The sequence below is a fragment of the Longimicrobium sp. genome (genome assembly GCF_036388275.1).
In the GTDB taxonomy this organism is placed as follows: domain Bacteria; phylum Gemmatimonadota; class Gemmatimonadetes; order Longimicrobiales; family Longimicrobiaceae; genus Longimicrobium.
The window spans coordinates 13,855-28,688 of the sequence record NZ_DASVSF010000003.1 but is presented as its reverse complement, the minus strand read 5'-3'; the positions used below and the strand labels follow the sequence as shown (position 1 = coordinate 28,688).

Genomic DNA, 14,834 nt, shown 5'->3' with positions numbered 1-14,834 from the left:
GGAAGGGAGCTAGTGCCGTGCGTTACACCGGCCTTTCCGCACAACTGTCATCCTGAGCCCCAAGCGCGCCGTACTAGCTCGCACAACATCCCTCGCGGGGCGAAGGATCTAGCTTGGGGCACTTCCAAGCTCGGGCGCGGCAGCGGTCACCTGTGCAGAGGCCGCGACATCACGGCGGCTCGAATCGGGTCGGCGCATGCCTCGGCCGCCCTCTTCCCCCGACCCCTCTCCCGCAAGCGGGAGAGGGGAGAATTCGATCGCGCTTCGGCAGGTGGGGCGCGCACGATGTCATCCCGACGGAGCGGCCACGTCGAACCGGCCGTAGCGACGTAGACCGCAGCGACTGAGGGATCCGCCACACATTTTGCGGACGCGTTGCGGCCGGGAGGGCACGAATCCGCTGTTCTGGGGGTGTCGCCGGTGGCGTACGAGCACGCGCGAACGACAACCGGCATCGACGGCGTCTGCCACTCCGGAGCTGAGTTGCGTGCTGTGTGGCGGATCCCTCAGTCGCTGCGAACCCCAGTACACGGGCAGGTTCGGGGCGGTCGCTCCATCGGGATGACAGATCGCGCGGTGGGGCGGCGATGTGGAGCGGCGTCAGGGGGTGCTTGAATACGGAGTGCGTTCGCCGGGGAGGGTGGAGGCCCAGCGGAGGAAGGTTTCCAGCGCTTCATTGCCCCGGAGTGGAGTGCGCGGACGGAAGCGCATCCCCTGCATCACCTGCACGTCTTTTTCGATGAAGCGGGTGAAGAGGAAACGCGCCGCCGCCAGGCGCAGGCGCGCCATCCCCGGCAGGCCGCCACGGCGCGTGGTGAACACGGGCGTCACCTCCACCTCGCCGGCGACGGGGACGAAGGCAAGGAGAAGCGCGCTGCGGGTGCGGCCCAGGTCGCTTTCCACCGTCACCGTGCTGCCCGCCCAGCAGTTGATCTGCACGCGGATGTGATCGCCGGAAAGCCGCTTCATGATGCGGTCGGCCAAGCCCGTTCCCGTCACGCGCGACAGGTAGCGCATCCGCATGCGGCCCGGCTCCGGCACGTCTACCTCGGGGCGCTCGCGCAGGGCGCGGCCGTGCACGGTGCTCAGGTGCTGCTCGTCGAAGCCGTTCGCGGCGGGCGCGTACCAGGCGCAGCGGAGGCGCACGGGGCGGCCGTGCGAGGTCAGCAGCTCGTCGTCCGCGAACGTCTCGAAACCCGGCACCGGGCCCGGCGGCCCGTCCCCCATCCACACCCAGATTCCGCCCAGCCGCTCCGCCACGGCGTACCCCGGCTGCCGCACAGACGCCGGCGCGCGCCCGCCGCCGGCCATCTCGCCGGCCACGCCGTCGCGATCCCACGCCCAGTGGTGCAGCGGGCACTGCAGGTGCTCGCCGGTGACGCAGCCGTTGCCCAGGTGCGCGCCCATGTGCCAGCAGTGCGGGGCCAAGGCGCCCACCGCACCCGATTCGGCGCGGAAGAGCACCACCTCGTCCTCGCCGATGCGCCGCGTCAGCACCCGGCCGCGGGGCAGGGAAGACGAGGGGGCAAGCAGGTACCAGGCGGCGGCGCGCGACGGCGGATCGAAGACGAACGGCGCTTCGGTGGAGGCGGTCATGCAGCGGGGGAGGCGGGGAGATGACTGGCGGTGCCCAGGTGCAGCAGGATGCGCCGGATGAGCATCGGCGCATCGGGCGTGCGAAAATAGTGATCTGCACCCCAGACGGGATAGATCACCCCGCCGTCCACGATGGCGTCGGTGAGCAGCGTACTCCCGTCGTTGGGGCCGAGCGCGGAGAGCTGGCGATGGCGCTTCGCGAGGGCGCCCGAGGTGTGATCCGAAAGCGGGCAGGCGATCACGTTGATCACGTGCACGCCTTCAGGCGCCACGGCGCGCGCGGAGAGCGGCGACCCCGGCGCGTGCCCCAGCTCGCGGATCAGGCGGAAGTCCGCACGATGGCGCGCCAGGAACGCGCGAACCACTATCCGACGCCACCACGGCCCAGCGAAGAACTGGTCCACGAGTGGCGTTCCGTGCACCAGCCCGCAGACGTTGATCCACGCGCGCACCTTCCGCAGCGGCGCCCCGCCTTCTTCGAGCGCTACCCGCACGTCCGCGCCGCCCTTACTGAGCGAAACTAGGATGACGGAGCCGTCCTCCTCCTTCGCCAGCGCCTCGCGAATGATCCGTGCGTTCTCGGTGACGCCGCCGGTGCTGGGCGTGGGGATGCGTTCGGCGCTGATCCCCAGTTCGCGAGCGATGTTCAGCACGGCGGCGCCATCCGCGCCCAACTGCGGGTACTCGCGCCAGAACGCAGCAGGCGCGATCAGCAGCCGCGCCGAGGTCGGCGGAAGCGACGCAGCGGGATCGATGGCATCTACCGCGTCGATGAACGCGCGGTGCGGCTCCGCGTGGCGGATGCGGTCGTACAGCAGCGCCGTCGCGAAATCCACCCCGTGCTCCCGTGTGACCCCCGCCAGCTTACGTGGGGTGAGCGCGGCGTAATCACAGTCCGCGTAGCTGTCGCGTAACCGATCAGTACGTTCCGACTTTGCGCTTCCCGTGGATGTCGACATCGGCGTGTTGTGGGTCAACTGATCCCGGATCGGTGGGTCGAGCGAAAAACCTTGCATTCAGCCCCTGCAGCACCCATATACACGGACGCTCGCGACCCGAGCAATCCCCTGCCGTCCTGCAGGTCCATCGAACGAGAGGCAACGATGAAGTGGCTCATGACCGCCGTGCTCACGCTGTGTGCGACGCCCGTCCTCGCGCAGGCGCCCGCCGCCGCACCGGCTAATCCCGCCGTAAGCTCCGTGCGCTCGATCTACACCGCGGCGCGCGACTACGTGCTCGCCGCCGCCGAGCAGATGCCGGCGGAAGAGTACGGCTTCCGGCCCACGGAGAACGTGCGCACCTTCGGACAGCTGGTCGGCCACGTCGCCAACGCGGAGGGCGCCATCTGCTCCGCAGTACTCGGTGAGCAGCGGCAGAACGCGCAGAACGCGGAGCAGCTCACGGACAAGGCGGCGATCATCGAAGCGCTCCGTGCGGCGAACGCCATCTGCGACCGCGCCTACGCCATCTCCGACGAGGCGGCGCTGCGCACGGTGCGGCTCTTCGGCCAGGAGCGGACGGGCTTGGCGGCACTGGTGATGAACGCCGGGCACGATTTCGAGCACTACGGCAACATCGTCACGTACATGCGCATCAAGGGCATGGTTCCGCCGTCGAGCCAGGGCAACTAGCCGGAGTTCGCGCGATACCGACGCCCCTGCCGATTCCGGTGGGGGCTTGTTCTTGAAATGCTGAGAAGGCGCAGATCGGTGCCGTAGAATACCGTGCAGCTGTCGGCAACTCTAAACGGTTAAACCGCAGCCCCAAGCAGACCGGGAATATCCGCAATTTTCTCTGTCACGCGGTCTGTTGCCGGCAAGCGCGTGGATAGAAAGCGCCTAGCTGTTGCCCGGTCGAGGGCCACCGCTGCGACGTAAGGAGAATAAACCGCGTGCCATTCATCAATGATCGTGTTCCTCTCTGTGCGATATTTGGTGTCTCTTAACCGGGTGACGTTGAGTGTCTGAAATACCTCATAGGCGGGGAAACCACGCAGTCCTCCAGCGCGCTCGACGATGACGTCCGGCGGTAAGGGTACCGGAAGATGAATTCCCGCAGGTGTCTGTCGGATCTGTTGATCACGAATGCGGGCACGTAGCGGCTCAAGCGGCCGTCGTACCGCAGCGGCTTCCGTCTTTATCGTGTCGTAATCTCGAGCGTGGACGTCGGCCTCATCAAGGAGGATGGCACGAAGGTGCGGGTTCTCGCGCATCACTTGGAGAGCGTCCGAAGGAGGAGCATTCTCCAAGGCCAGATAGTTGAGGGCTGCTGCCGGGGTTTCGAAGAAGGCACGCACTTTCGGTGGCTGCGCTCCGAGTGCGCGGGCGAATCCGGCCTCGACTTCGCGGTCGAAGAGCTTTTCTGGCGTTATTGCCCATGCGATTGGTACTGTGTCGAGAAGAGTGCACACGTCGGGAAAGCTCTTGAATCCAGGGTCAGAGAGTTCGACCATGTGCAACACCGAAAACGCCAGTCGAGCGGATCCTTTTTGTAGGAGCTCCAACACGGCCGCACAGGACGTCTCGCCGGGATGGCGAGCCAAGCGCGAGATGTGAAGTGTATCGAGGTAGAGGACTGGGGCAGTCACAACGGTTTTCTCTCTGAAGCGAGCTTCATCCCTGCCGTAAGACATGATACCCGTCCCGCGTCAGCCGGTGCTCCGTGGTGGCGCCGCCGCACCAGCGAATGCGGACGCTTACCACCGTCGGCGCGGCGGCCCCTAGCCCGAAGTGCAGGCGGGTGTCGTGCTGGGAGGAGAAGCCGTTGGCCGCTTGCACCTCGCGCGTTTGGGGGCGCTCGCCGGGGATGAGCACCGTGGCCGTGGAGCCGTAGGCTTCGCGACCGCATCTCTTGCCGTTTCCCACCAGGCGCAGGCCGATCCAGTGCGATGCCTTTGCCTTGGCGGAGGGGGCGTTGCGCAGGAGGGTGGGACCTGCGTGCTGGTTCGCGATCACCACGTCCTGGCGGCCGTCGCCGTCCAGGTCGGCGATGGCGACGCCGCGCGAGTTGTCGCCGGCCGTGAGGCCCACGAGCGGGGCCACGTCCACGAACTGCGGGCGGGCATCGCCACCGCGGTTCAGGTACACGCGGCGCCTTTCGTTGGGATAGGTGCAGCGGCCCCGGATGTCACCCCACATGTCGGCATAGGTGTGCACCTCGCGGCCGGCCTGCATCAGCTTGTGGTTCACGTACCAGTAGTCCGGACACCCTGCGTACCGCTCGTCCAGCCGGTCGTCGACCATGCCGTTGGCCTGCACCACGTCCGGCCAGCCGTCGTTGTTCAGGTCTCCCACCCCCGCGCCCCACCCGAAGCGGTCCTCGTTCAGCGCGCCGCGTCCCGTCGCCTCGTCGCGCAACCGCGGCGTGCCGCGGACGTCCGGTCCGCGGTTCATCCACAGCAGCGACCCCTCGGCCTGCAACTCCTGGTGCACGTTGCTCACGTACACGTCTGGCCAGCCGTTGCGGTCGAAGTCGGTGATGGACGAGTTCATCCCCTTGTACGTATCCATCCCCACGTGTCCGAAAAGGCGCCCGGCCACGCGCCGGAAGCCGCGTCCACCCTGGTTCAGGTACAGGTCGTCGCGCCCGAAGTCGCTGGCCAGGTACAGGTCCGTCCACCCGTCGCCGTTCAGGTCGGCCGTGCCGATAGAGAGCGTCCAGTGCGTCTCCGGCATACCCATCGCCGCCGCGTTCATCTCCTGAAACCGGCCGCCCACGTTGCGCAGAAGCACGTTGCGCCCGCCGTTCCGCGCGTCGTGCCAGCCGTCGTGCATGAAGCGGAACATGCGCCGGTCGCCGTCGAATTCCGGCTGCGGAAGCTCGAAGATATTGAGGCGCGTGGGGTGCTCGTACCCGGGCAGCCACGGATCGAGCACGTTGCCGATCAGCAGGTCCGGGCGCCCGTCGCGATCATAGTCCAGCACGTTGGCGGCGACGGAGATGGTGTACTCCGGCATCCCAGCGGCCACGGATATGTCCTCGAACTCCACGCGGCCGGTTTCCGCCACCCGCGAGCGCAGCAGCCGCGTCCGCCCGAAGGAGACGGGAACCAGCAGGTCCAGCGCGCCGTCCTCGTCGTAGTCGAAGAACAGCCCGTACGAGGCGAAGCCGTGCCTCTCGGGTGCCATCCGCAGCGAGTCCAGCGCGGGGACGGCGACGCGCTCGAAATGGAAGCCGCCACGGTTCAGGTACAGCGCGGCGCGGTCCTCGTCCCTCGCGAGCGGATGGGTGAGGAACAGGTCCGGCAGCCCGTCACCGTTCACGTCGCCCGCGGCCACCGAGGCGCCGACGGACAGGAGCCACTTGGAGATGTGGCGCAGCCGCGGATCCACCAGGTCGTAGCTGCCGCGGTCCATCGTGACGCCCAGCCCGCTCTCCGCCGCGGGCACCTCGCGCAGCACGAACCCTGCGTCGTCCATCACCACGTGCGGGCGGATGACGGTGGCGTACGCCGTCCCGCCGATCGTCACCATCGCCCCCAGCACGCCGACCGTCCGCAGCGTCCCCCGGTCCACCGCCACGCGCAGGTGCGGGAGCGCCCCCATCCGCCACATCTCGCGCAGGTGAAGGAATGCCCAGCGGCTGATCGCGATGGCGAACGCGGCGTAGAAGAAGGTGAAGACGCTCTCCTTCGTATGCAGATACAGATCGACCACGGTGATCCCGAAGGCCAGCGCCACCTGTCCGCGCGCATTGGGTGGCGACGTCTTGGGATCCGTCAGCATGAAGAACGTGAAGAGGAAGAAAGGGGGCGTGGTCATCGTCCCCAGGAACAGCATCTCCGGCGGCAGGTGGTGGCGCATGACGTACGCGCGCAGGGCCGTCTGCAGCGCGTAGAAGAAGAGGAACGACACGATCAGCCACCCGCGGCCCACGCGAAACACGAACAGCGAGAGCGCCGCCGTCACCATGAACGCCGACATCGCCCAGTGGCCGCCCCACTGGTACGCGGGTGCCGTGGTGATCAGCCCGCCCGCGAACAGCAGCGTGGTGGCGACGCCGGCGAGCGAGGGATTGATGGTGTGCTGTCCGCCAAATGTCAGCAGGTACTTGGAGCCGATGGTGATGGCGACCGGGAGCAGCAGCAGGAAGTAGTCGTGCGAGTAGTTCAGGATCAGCGACAGCGAGAGCGCGCTGATGTACGCGCTGAGCGGAAACAGCCACTCGCGGCGGCGCAGGATGCGGTGCAGCACCACGTCCAGCGCGCAGCCGGCGGCGATGGTCAGCAGGATCTGCGCGGGCGAGCGGTTGAAGCCCAGCCACGAAACGCCCATCACCGCGTACAGCGTCAGGATGGCGGCAAAAGGCCACCGCATGTCGCGGCGCGACGGAATGGTGCCGCGCCAGCCTGGCGCCTTCGGGCCGCCGGAGGCGACGCGTAGCGCCGGCACCTGGGCCGGCGGTGCGGCGGGGGTCGAGATGGGGGGCGTCATACCAGGGCCATTTCGAAGCCGGGGCGTCCGGGCGCGAAGCACTCCGCCGGCGGCTCCACGCCCGGCGGAGTGACGACGAACAGGCGGGCCGGCAAATCGGTGAACTGGAACCCGCGGAACGCGGCGTCCAGCGGATCGCCTTCGGGCGCAAAGAACGAGAGCAGCACGTAGCCGCGGCGGCGATGGTCTGCGTAGACGCGGTGTAGCAGCGCGCGCAGCACGGCTGGATCGCCGGACGGCACGGCCTGGTGCGTGGCGTACAGGTAGCGCAGCTCCTGCCCGGGATCGGGCAGGCGGGGGAAACGCAGCAGCCGCGCGGCCAGGTCGTAGCCCATCTTCACGCGACGCATCCCGCCACGGTACGCGGCAACGATGGTGCGCTTGACTGGTGCCGCATCCCACATCGCCACGCATCCGGCGAGCGCGCCGGAGCCGTCCTCCGCCAGGTAGAACGAGTCGATGCGAAGCCCCGGCCACTCGCGCAGGCGCCGCCGCAGCTCCGCCTCCGGCATGGGCTGGCCGAACGGGCGGCGGCGCGCGTCCGCGTCCAGGAACGCGGCGAGCGTGGGGATGTCGATTTCCGTCGCCCTCCGCACTCGAAATGCGCTGCCTTGGCGGAACCGGGGCAGCGCCAGGTGCACGTTGCGGATGCGGAAGTCGCACAGGGGCGTGTAGCGCGGCATCCCGCGCTGCCGCCGGTTCTGCGCCGCGAGCGCGCGGAGGGCGCGTTCGTTCGACGCAATCACCGCCGTCAGCGACGCCGCGCACCCGCGCGACTCCATCGACGCGGTGAGTGTAGGGCCGTAGACGCGGTTCAGCAGGTGGCGCCCCTGTACCGCCGGGGACAGGCGGAGGTCCCCCAGGTAGCCAATCCGATGCTCGACCCCGCCCAGGTAGCCGTCGCGGAAGACGAGCGACGCCATCGCCTCCACGCATCCATCCTCTTCCGCCACCCAGCACTCCCAATCGTCCGACTGCAGGCGGAGCAGGGCGGAGAAGTCCGGGTCGCGGCGGATGGAGAGCGCCAGTTCCGTTTCCATTGGCACGCGCGCGAACAGCTCGCACATCGCCGCGCCATCGTCCTCATTGGCGCGGCGGAGGTGGATGGCGGCGGTGGCCGTATCCGTCACATCCAGAACTCGATGCGGGTGCTGATCGGCTCGGGCGGCGGGCCCTGTTCTCCGGCGGCGGCGTGGTCGCGCAGGGCCTCGATGGCGCGATGGATCTCGTCCGCCGCGGTGCCGCTGAACCGCCGTGCCCCGAAGCGGCGGAGGTTGCCGGTCTGCACCTCCATGATGCGCACATCCTGCTGGATGACGGTGCGCGTGTACGGCGGAAGCAGCCACCGCGCGAGCGGGTTGAAGACGCCGAAGCGGAAGGTGATGGCGGTGTACACCATCGCTCGGTCGGGCGTGATGGGCGTGATCTGCGAGGTGATGACGAAGCCACGCTGGTCGCCCCACATGTAGTCCACGCGGGTGATGTTGGGCATGAAGAAGCGGTCCGTGTGCACCATCGGCTTGCCGTCGGGGTTCAGCAGCCACTTGCTGAAGCCGATGGAGTCGTCCGGCTGAAAGTACTCCACGTGCACCGCGTCCGCCGTGCGCTCGATGGTCGCTTCGGCGCGCTTGACGTTCGCCGCCTTGCGGAACCAGCCGGAGTGCACGAACGCCGTGTGCGGCACGTCCATGAAGTTCTCCACCAGGTCCGTGACGTCCCCCTCGAACGGCGTCAGCATCACGTACGAGCGCCACCCCGGCTCGTCCGCGTGCGGAAAGCGGAAGGGCTCCTTTTCCGCCGCGCGCTCCGGCGTTCCCAGGTACACCCACACGAAGCCGTCCTGCTCGCGGACGGGAAAGCGCTCCAGCCGCCGCCCCTCCCGCGGCCGCACCTCGGGGCTCTCGGAGGGAATGATCACCAGCTCGCCCTCGGCGTTGTACGTCCACCCGTGGTAGGGGCAACCGATGCACCCGTCGAACAGGTCGCCCTTGCTGAGCGCGGCGTTGCGATGCAGGCAGCGGTCGATGAGCGCCGTCGCCCGGCCGTCCCCGCCGCGGAAGAGCACGATCGGCTCCTCCATGATAGTGGCCGCGTACGGCTTCTTCGCCGTCACCTGCTTGGAGAGGGCGGCGATGTACCAGTTCTCGTGCAGCGTCCCGCAACGGAACCGCATGATGGGGCGCGACTCGCACGCATCGGTCGGGCGCTCGCTCGGGCACCCGGTGATGGCGGGAACGGAGATGGAGGTCTGAACCTGCATGGGACTGCCTGGATGTGGGTTCCGGATCTTCAGCGGATCACCGACTTGTTGTGCCCGAGCTGCGGGATTAGCTTACCTGTACGTGAACCTGTACACCTTGGAGGCCGGGATGATTCAGCCGAACAAGAACGAAGTCCTGCCCATCACCGCCGCACGCAGCCGGCTATTCGATCTGGTCGAGGAGGTGCTGACCGGTCGCCGGTCCAGGGTTGAACTCTCGCACCGCAGCTACGACGAACACGTGGTGCTGGTTCGCAAACGCGAAATCGAGGGGCTCCAGGCCGACCTAGACGCGCTTCGTGCACGCGTAGGCGTTGAGCCCCGGCCGCTCCGGGGATACGCGACGTTGCACGCGGATCCCGAAGTGTTTCTCGCTCGGGACCGAGCGGAGCAGGCGGAACTGGCACGGGCGAAGCTCGACTCCATTCTCGGTGGCCACAGCGACGAGGCGTAATGGCCACTCCGGAGATCGCAGTCGCGGATACGCATGCGTTGCTTTGGTGGCTCTCTGACCAGCGCCACCAACTCGGGCGGCAAGCCCAAGCGTTCTTCGATCAGGTGGATAGCGCCCGAGCTGTCGTCTGCGTTTCCACGATGTCTCTGGTCGAAATCGATGAAGCTGTTACCAGGCGCCGCATTAGCTTCCCTGAGCCATTCCCTGGTTTCGTGCGTCGGCTCGAGGCGACCCCGTCGCGATACCAACTGGTGAGCCTCACCCCCGAAATTGTCCTTCACGCGCACGAACTCTTCCAGATTCCCGAGCGCGGCGATCGCCTGATCGCAGCCACGGCCGCGGCCCTCGGTTATCCACTCATCACCCGCGATCCGGAAATCGCGCGGGTGATCGGCGCCGACCACCTCTGGTAGGCCCTGCGCATCGCTTCTATCGAAGCCGTACCATGTCGCGCATCACGAGCATCAGCCGGGCGTAGGCCGCCACGTCCACCGCGGCCGTGAGCGCGTTGATGCGGCGGAACTGTGGTTCGTTGGAGGCGAAGTAGATGCCGTCCTCCCCCTTCGTCCTGCCGTCGATCGCCAGGTGGAAGAGAGACGCGAACGCCATCTCGAACAGCAGCGTCGCGCGGATCGCATCCAGGTGCCGCCGTGCGACCCCATCCGCCGCTCCCCCGCGACCGCCCCGCCGCAGCGCCACCGTGATCAGCGCCAGATCGAGCGCGTCGTGCCCGACGCCGTACGCCACTCGCCACGAGTGCGTGCGATAGAGGAGCCACATCTCCGCCGATCCACGCGCCACGAAGCTCATCAGGTGCGCCTGCAGCGCCGCCCGCGCGCCCGGCGACAGGTCGTCGCGCCGCAGCAGCGCGCCCGGGATCACGAACCAGGAGATCAGCGTGTAGTTCAGCCAGAGCGTCTTCGGGAGTGAGATGGGCCCGCCCACCCGGTCGCCCCGGTTCTGCTTGCGCGCAAAGGCGAACACCGCCCCCGTCACCCCACCCGCCACCCACACCCAGGCCGGAATCCTCCGCAGCATGCTCATCCCGCGGCCGGCGCTCCCCCGGCCGCGGCGGCGGGCGTGGTGAGGCCGATGGGCCGGTCGTCCATCCGCGCGGAGGCGCGCACGAAGCGCGCGACGAAGCCCAGGTACGAGCGCCCGCCGACCGCGCGCGGCATCCGGTGCCACACCAGTTGGTGCACGCGCTTCAGGTTGTAGCTGGGCACCTCGGGAAACAGGTGGTGCTCCAGGTGGTAGTTCTCGTTGCGCAGAAAGAACGCGACCACGGGGTGCGCCTGGATGGAGCGGCTGGCCAGGAATGGGTCGGCGGCGTCGGTGATGCCGTGCGCCGCCAGCGAGCGGACGTTCACCATCAGCCCCGCCGGGATGATCGGGAGCAGCCACGCGTGGACGAGCACCTGCGCCGGGACGATCCACGCCAGGAAGGCGTAGACCACGCCCAGCACCGCGTACTCCTGCACGATGCGGCGGCGGTCGCGCGGCGTGCCCTTCCGGTAGGCCACCACGGGAATCGCCAGGATGTAGACGAACGCGCCCAGGAACAGCCGCACGTAGTGCATCGTCCAGACGACGCGCGGATTGCCGCTGTAGTTGCGATAGTCGTCGGGGTCCCGCGGGTCGCCCAGGTAGATGTGGTGCCGCTCGTGCAGCACCTGGTACGCGCTGAACGAGATCAGCGACGCGCTGCCCAGCGCCACCGACGCCCAGCGGTTCAGCTGGCGCCCGCGGAAGAGCGAGTGGTGGATGCCGTCGTGCAGCAGCAGGAGGCAGACGTGGATGGTGAGCGCCGCGAGCAGCGTCCCCGCCGCCCGCAACGCCCAGTGCGCCGCGGACGGCGGCAGCGCCAACCCCCACATCACCAGCGCCCCGCCGGCCATCCACAGTGCGCCGAACGTAGCCAGCTCGCCCAGCCGCTTGCGCGCGTCCGGCTGCCGAAGCGCCGCGATCTGCGCCTCGACGCCCGCCGAGATCTTCGCCCGCGCCGCGGCGGTGGCGCGCGCAGCCTGGTTGGGGCCGTGGTCCACCTCTCCGCGGATCGCGGCGCGCTCCGACGCCAGCTCTTCTCGATCCATCGTGACGTTCACGGAAAGAACCACGCGAGCAGCCCCGCCTGGGCGACGAGGGCGGCGGCGCTCAGCCCGTTGCGCGCCGGCGCCACCCCAAACGCCGCGCGCAGCGTTCCCGCCGATGCCAGCCGCGAGGCCGCGCGCACGCTCTGCAGGAGAATGGCGGCCGCGATCACGGAGCGATGGCCGGCCGGATCCATCGCCGCGCGCGCCAGCAGAAAGCCGAACGCGAGCGCATACAGCCCCAGCATGCGCAGCGCGTAGCTGAAGCGCTGGCCGGAGTCCTCCATCTCGATGCCGTACAGCCCGCGAGCCAGCCCCGCCGCCCCGCGCTGAAAGAAGATCGACACCAGTCCCATCGACAGGTGGTACACCGCCAGAAGCGCCAACACCGCGCGCAAAACCATCTCGCCCCCGCTCATCCTGGTCCCTTTTCTGAGGCTGCTAGGCCGGCCGCCGGCGCGAACACCTCGGCCCATTCCGTCCCCGCGTCCAGCGCCGGGGGCTTGATGGAGCCCGCCCGCTGCCCGCGCGCGGTGCACACCCGCTCGTACGCGCGCTCGCCATCCGTGACGGCGACGGGTTCGATGGCGCCCAGCTGACCCAGCTGCCGGCAGAGGCCGTAGTGGTGCGCATCCAGCAGAATCCGCTCGACGGCCCGGGCGAGCGCGCGAACGTGCGGCGCGGGCGCCTCGGCGTACAGGCGGTAGCGCGGCGGCTCGCCCCAGGCTGGCGCGAGCAGCGCGAATGGCGGATGGACGCCCGTTTCCGCCACCGCGCGCGCCAGCACCTGCTCCACCAGTTCCGGTGTCAGCTTCTCCCCGGCCAGGTCGCTCGCCCGGTCCGCCCGGCCGACGAAGCGCAGCGTGGGCGTGCGCTCTAGCCGCCCCTCGACGCGCACCCGATCCTTCAGCCGGTAGCGATACAGCCCGCCACCCGTGGTCAGCACCACCTCGTACGTAGCGCCGGGCTCCAGTTCGTGCACGCCGGCCGCGGCGGACGCGTCCCCCTCCGGCAGGAACTCCAGGTAGTGCGACGTTACCGCTGCCACGGGCGCCTCGGTGTGGAACAGGGGGATGGAGACGACGCCCTCCGTCGCGAGCAATCCCTTACCCTGCACCTCGACGCGCGGAAAGCGCCGTGTCATGCCCTCCAGCGCCCGCCGCGCGTGCCCGTCGGCCCAGCAGGAGATCAGCGCCAGCCGCGGCCACACTTCGCCCAGGTCCTCCGACGCGCGTGGCCCGAAGCGGCTTCGGAGATGGCGGGCGAGGTCCGGCCGTGCGGGGAGCGCCCGCTCCAACTCGCCGCGCAGTTCCGGGGCGAGCGCGGCCGGAAGGCGGCCGCTCTCCATCGACGCGAGGACGTCTTCCCAGGCCTCGTCCAGCGCCCCGGCCAGGAGCGTGAGGAACGTCGGGCTCCACACGGAGATCATCGCCAGGTCAGGCATGGCGAGCAGCGCGCGCAGCGTCACGCGCCGACAGGCGGCCAGGTCGGCGATGCGCGAGACGGCGCGCGGCACGCCCAGCGTGCGGTCCAGCAGCGCTCGCGCGACAGGCGGAAAGTAGTCGCTGTCGTGCTCCATCCCCACGGGAATTCCACCGTCCGTCCGCGCACGCCGCCGCGCCGGAGGCGACACGGCCCAGTACGCACGGCCGCCGCGCAGGGCGGGGCGGCTCCGCAGCAGGTCGGCAATCCACGGAAGGGTCGCCGCGGAGAACTCCGCCAGCAGCGGCGCGGTGTAGGGAATCTCCTTCGACAGCCCGGACGTGCCGCCGCTAGGCTCCACGAATCGCACCGGCGCTCGTGTCAATTCATCCGGCTGACCGTCGCACGCGCGGCGGATCCATGGCTCCAGCCCGGCGAAGTCGCGGACAGGCACCCGAGCGCGGAAGCTGACGGCATCGCGGATCTCCCCGAACCCGTGCTCGCGCCCGAACGCCGTGTCGCGGTTCTCGCGGACGATGCGCGCGAGGATGGCCGCCTGCGCCGCCGCGGGATCGCGCAGCGCCCGCGCGAAGCGCAGGGACGCGGGTGCGGCGGCGGCCCGGTACAGCGCGCCGGCGACGCGGGGCCCCAGGCTCACCGCACCCCCCGGCCGAAGATCCGCGCCCCGCCGATGCGGCCCGCAACGCGCGCCAGGTCGCGCAGCCGCACCTCCGCCAGGCAGGCCAGCTCCTCGCCGTCCGCGTGCCCGGGATTCCGCTCGACGAAATAGCGGACGTGCGGGTTGGCGAGCACCGACGCGTCCACCGGGGCCACGCCTTCGCGGACGCGCTCGTGCGGTGTCGCGTAGCGGATGACACCCGCCGCCGCATCGTACTCCGCGCCGAACCGCTCCGCCGCCACCACGTCCAGCGCGGTCCGAAGCTCGGGCGCCGCGGGTGTGTCGTATCGCGGCACGGCGCGGGGAAAGGCGTTGGCCATCAGCAGGTACGTCCGCCATCCCTTGGAGATCAGGAACCAGTAGAGCGGCCGGCCGGGATGACCGAGCTTGAGGCGGAAGAGCAGGCTGGCAAAGGCGCTCTGCAGGATCTTCTGCCCCCAGCAGGAGCGGTCGATCACGGTGTCGCCGCTGAAGACGACCATCGCCTCCCGCGCGCCGATGCGAACGGGCCGGTACAGCACGGTCGAAAACCCCTGCAGCGCTCCCGTGGCCCGGTCGCGAAGCAGGATCACCCGCTGCTTGCCGGCTAGGTCGCGCTCGAAGCGCTCCTGGTCGGCGCCCTCGTAGTGGGCGCGGAACAGGGCGAAGGCGGCGCTGCGCGTGGCGGCGTTCAGCTCGTGCGGAGCGACGACGGTGGCGCGGAGCCGTGCGGGTGGACCGGTGCGCGCGCCCGTGGTAGCGGGGCGCTCCGCGAGCGCGGGGGCGAGCGGCATGGTACAGCTGGGGGTGGGAGGAACCGCGGGCGGGGCAGACGAAGTGTACTCGTACGGCGTTACGTCTGTTCCGGAATATGGGCGCGAATGTGGATGGGCGGAAGTGCGGAGGGCGATCCCCGGCCCCT

Annotated in this window: 14 protein-coding genes; 3 read left to right on the top strand and 11 right to left on the bottom strand. The window is 69.3% G+C overall.

The window, feature by feature from the left end; genetic code table 11:
* Positions 1–600: 600 nt before the first annotated feature.
* Positions 601–1,596 (bottom strand): Rieske 2Fe-2S domain-containing protein, encoded by a 996-nt coding sequence (locus VF632_RS01885; RefSeq protein ID WP_331021146.1) that lies wholly within the window; start codon positions 1,594–1,596, stop codon positions 601–603.
* Positions 1,593–2,432, bottom strand: coding sequence for a hypothetical protein (locus VF632_RS01880; RefSeq protein ID WP_331021145.1), 840 nt, complete (start codon positions 2,430–2,432; stop codon positions 1,593–1,595). Before VF632_RS01880 ends, VF632_RS01885 begins: the two co-directional genes overlap by 4 nt.
* A 267-nt stretch (positions 2,433–2,699) precedes the next feature.
* Here VF632_RS01880 and VF632_RS01875 point away from each other — a divergent pair, with 267 nt between their 5' ends.
* Complete coding sequence (locus VF632_RS01875) at positions 2,700–3,227, top strand: DinB family protein (RefSeq protein ID WP_331021144.1); 528 nt, start codon at positions 2,700–2,702, stop codon at positions 3,225–3,227.
* A 119-nt stretch (positions 3,228–3,346) separates the two neighbouring features.
* Here the strand turns inward: VF632_RS01875 and VF632_RS01870 are convergent, their stop codons facing one another.
* The 4 genes from VF632_RS01870 to VF632_RS01855 are packed head-to-tail and all read right to left on the bottom strand — an operon-like array spanning position 3,347 to position 9,288.
* Complete coding sequence (locus tag VF632_RS01870; RefSeq protein WP_331021143.1) at positions 3,347–4,228, bottom strand: hypothetical protein; 882 nt, start codon at positions 4,226–4,228, stop codon at positions 3,347–3,349.
* Positions 4,209–7,028: a CRTAC1 family protein gene (locus VF632_RS01865; protein WP_331021142.1), complete on the bottom strand. Its 2,820-nt coding sequence runs from the start codon at positions 7,026–7,028 to the stop codon at positions 4,209–4,211. Before VF632_RS01865 ends, VF632_RS01870 begins: the two co-directional genes overlap by 20 nt.
* Positions 7,025–8,158, bottom strand: coding sequence for a GNAT family N-acetyltransferase (locus VF632_RS01860; protein WP_331021141.1), 1,134 nt, complete (start codon positions 8,156–8,158; stop codon positions 7,025–7,027). The genes VF632_RS01865 and VF632_RS01860 overlap by 4 nt, the downstream gene beginning before the upstream one ends.
* Positions 8,155–9,288, bottom strand: coding sequence for an aromatic ring-hydroxylating dioxygenase subunit alpha (locus VF632_RS01855; protein WP_331021140.1), 1,134 nt, complete (start codon positions 9,286–9,288; stop codon positions 8,155–8,157). The genes VF632_RS01860 and VF632_RS01855 overlap by 4 nt, the downstream gene beginning before the upstream one ends.
* A 109-nt stretch (positions 9,289–9,397) precedes the next feature.
* On the opposite strand from VF632_RS01855, the gene VF632_RS01850 reads away from it, so the two are divergent.
* Positions 9,398–9,742, top strand: a complete 345-nt coding sequence (locus VF632_RS01850) for a hypothetical protein (RefSeq protein WP_331021139.1) — start codon at positions 9,398–9,400, stop codon at positions 9,740–9,742.
* Positions 9,742–10,155: a type II toxin-antitoxin system VapC family toxin gene (locus VF632_RS01845; protein WP_331021138.1), complete on the top strand. Its 414-nt coding sequence runs from the start codon at positions 9,742–9,744 to the stop codon at positions 10,153–10,155. Before VF632_RS01850 ends, VF632_RS01845 begins: the two co-directional genes overlap by 1 nt.
* Before the next feature lie 16 nt (positions 10,156–10,171).
* Here the strand turns inward: VF632_RS01845 and VF632_RS01840 are convergent, their stop codons facing one another.
* From VF632_RS01840 to VF632_RS01820, 5 genes are read right to left on the bottom strand one after another with little or no spacing between them, the layout of a single operon-like run.
* Positions 10,172–10,780 carry a hypothetical protein gene (locus VF632_RS01840; RefSeq protein ID WP_331021137.1) on the bottom strand — a complete coding sequence of 203 codons (609 nt, stop codon included), beginning with the start codon at positions 10,778–10,780 and terminating at the stop codon, positions 10,172–10,174.
* 2 nt (positions 10,781–10,782) lie between these two features.
* Positions 10,783–11,835: a fatty acid desaturase gene (locus VF632_RS01835; protein WP_331021136.1), complete on the bottom strand. Its 1,053-nt coding sequence runs from the start codon at positions 11,833–11,835 to the stop codon at positions 10,783–10,785.
* Between the two features lie 8 nt (positions 11,836–11,843).
* The gene (locus tag VF632_RS01830) at positions 11,844–12,251 is read right to left on the bottom strand and encodes a hypothetical protein (RefSeq protein ID WP_331021135.1); all 408 of its coding nucleotides are present in this window, start codon (positions 12,249–12,251) and stop codon (positions 11,844–11,846) included.
* A complete protein-coding gene (locus VF632_RS01825; protein ID WP_331021134.1) occupies positions 12,248–13,912 on the bottom strand; it encodes a GH3 family domain-containing protein in 1,665 nt (554 codons plus the stop codon). Before VF632_RS01825 ends, VF632_RS01830 begins: the two co-directional genes overlap by 4 nt.
* Positions 13,909–14,706, bottom strand: coding sequence for a hypothetical protein (locus VF632_RS01820; protein WP_331021133.1), 798 nt, complete (start codon positions 14,704–14,706; stop codon positions 13,909–13,911). The genes VF632_RS01825 and VF632_RS01820 overlap by 4 nt, the downstream gene beginning before the upstream one ends.
* Positions 14,707–14,834: the final 128 nt, after the last annotated feature.

Coding starts and splice junctions, on each gene's coding strand:
- VF632_RS01835 (WP_331021136.1), bottom strand. CDS start 11,835: ATGGATCGAGAAGAGCTGGCGTCGGAGCGCGCCGCGATCCGCGGAGAG.
- VF632_RS01820 (WP_331021133.1), bottom strand. CDS start 14,706: ATGCCGCTCGCCCCCGCGCTCGCGGAGCGCCCCGCTACCACGGGCGCG.
- VF632_RS01830 (WP_331021135.1), bottom strand. CDS start 12,251: ATGAGCGGGGGCGAGATGGTTTTGCGCGCGGTGTTGGCGCTTCTGGCG.
- VF632_RS01845 (WP_331021138.1), top strand. CDS start 9,742: ATGGCCACTCCGGAGATCGCAGTCGCGGATACGCATGCGTTGCTTTGG.
- VF632_RS01865 (WP_331021142.1), bottom strand. CDS start 7,028: ATGACGCCCCCCATCTCGACCCCCGCCGCACCGCCGGCCCAGGTGCCG.
- VF632_RS01870 (WP_331021143.1), bottom strand. CDS start 4,228: ATGTCTTACGGCAGGGATGAAGCTCGCTTCAGAGAGAAAACCGTTGTG.
- VF632_RS01885 (WP_331021146.1), bottom strand. CDS start 1,596: ATGACCGCCTCCACCGAAGCGCCGTTCGTCTTCGATCCGCCGTCGCGC.
- VF632_RS01850 (WP_331021139.1), top strand. CDS start 9,398: ATGATTCAGCCGAACAAGAACGAAGTCCTGCCCATCACCGCCGCACGC.
- VF632_RS01875 (WP_331021144.1), top strand. CDS start 2,700: ATGAAGTGGCTCATGACCGCCGTGCTCACGCTGTGTGCGACGCCCGTC.
- VF632_RS01840 (WP_331021137.1), bottom strand. CDS start 10,780: ATGCTGCGGAGGATTCCGGCCTGGGTGTGGGTGGCGGGTGGGGTGACG.
- VF632_RS01855 (WP_331021140.1), bottom strand. CDS start 9,288: ATGCAGGTTCAGACCTCCATCTCCGTTCCCGCCATCACCGGGTGCCCG.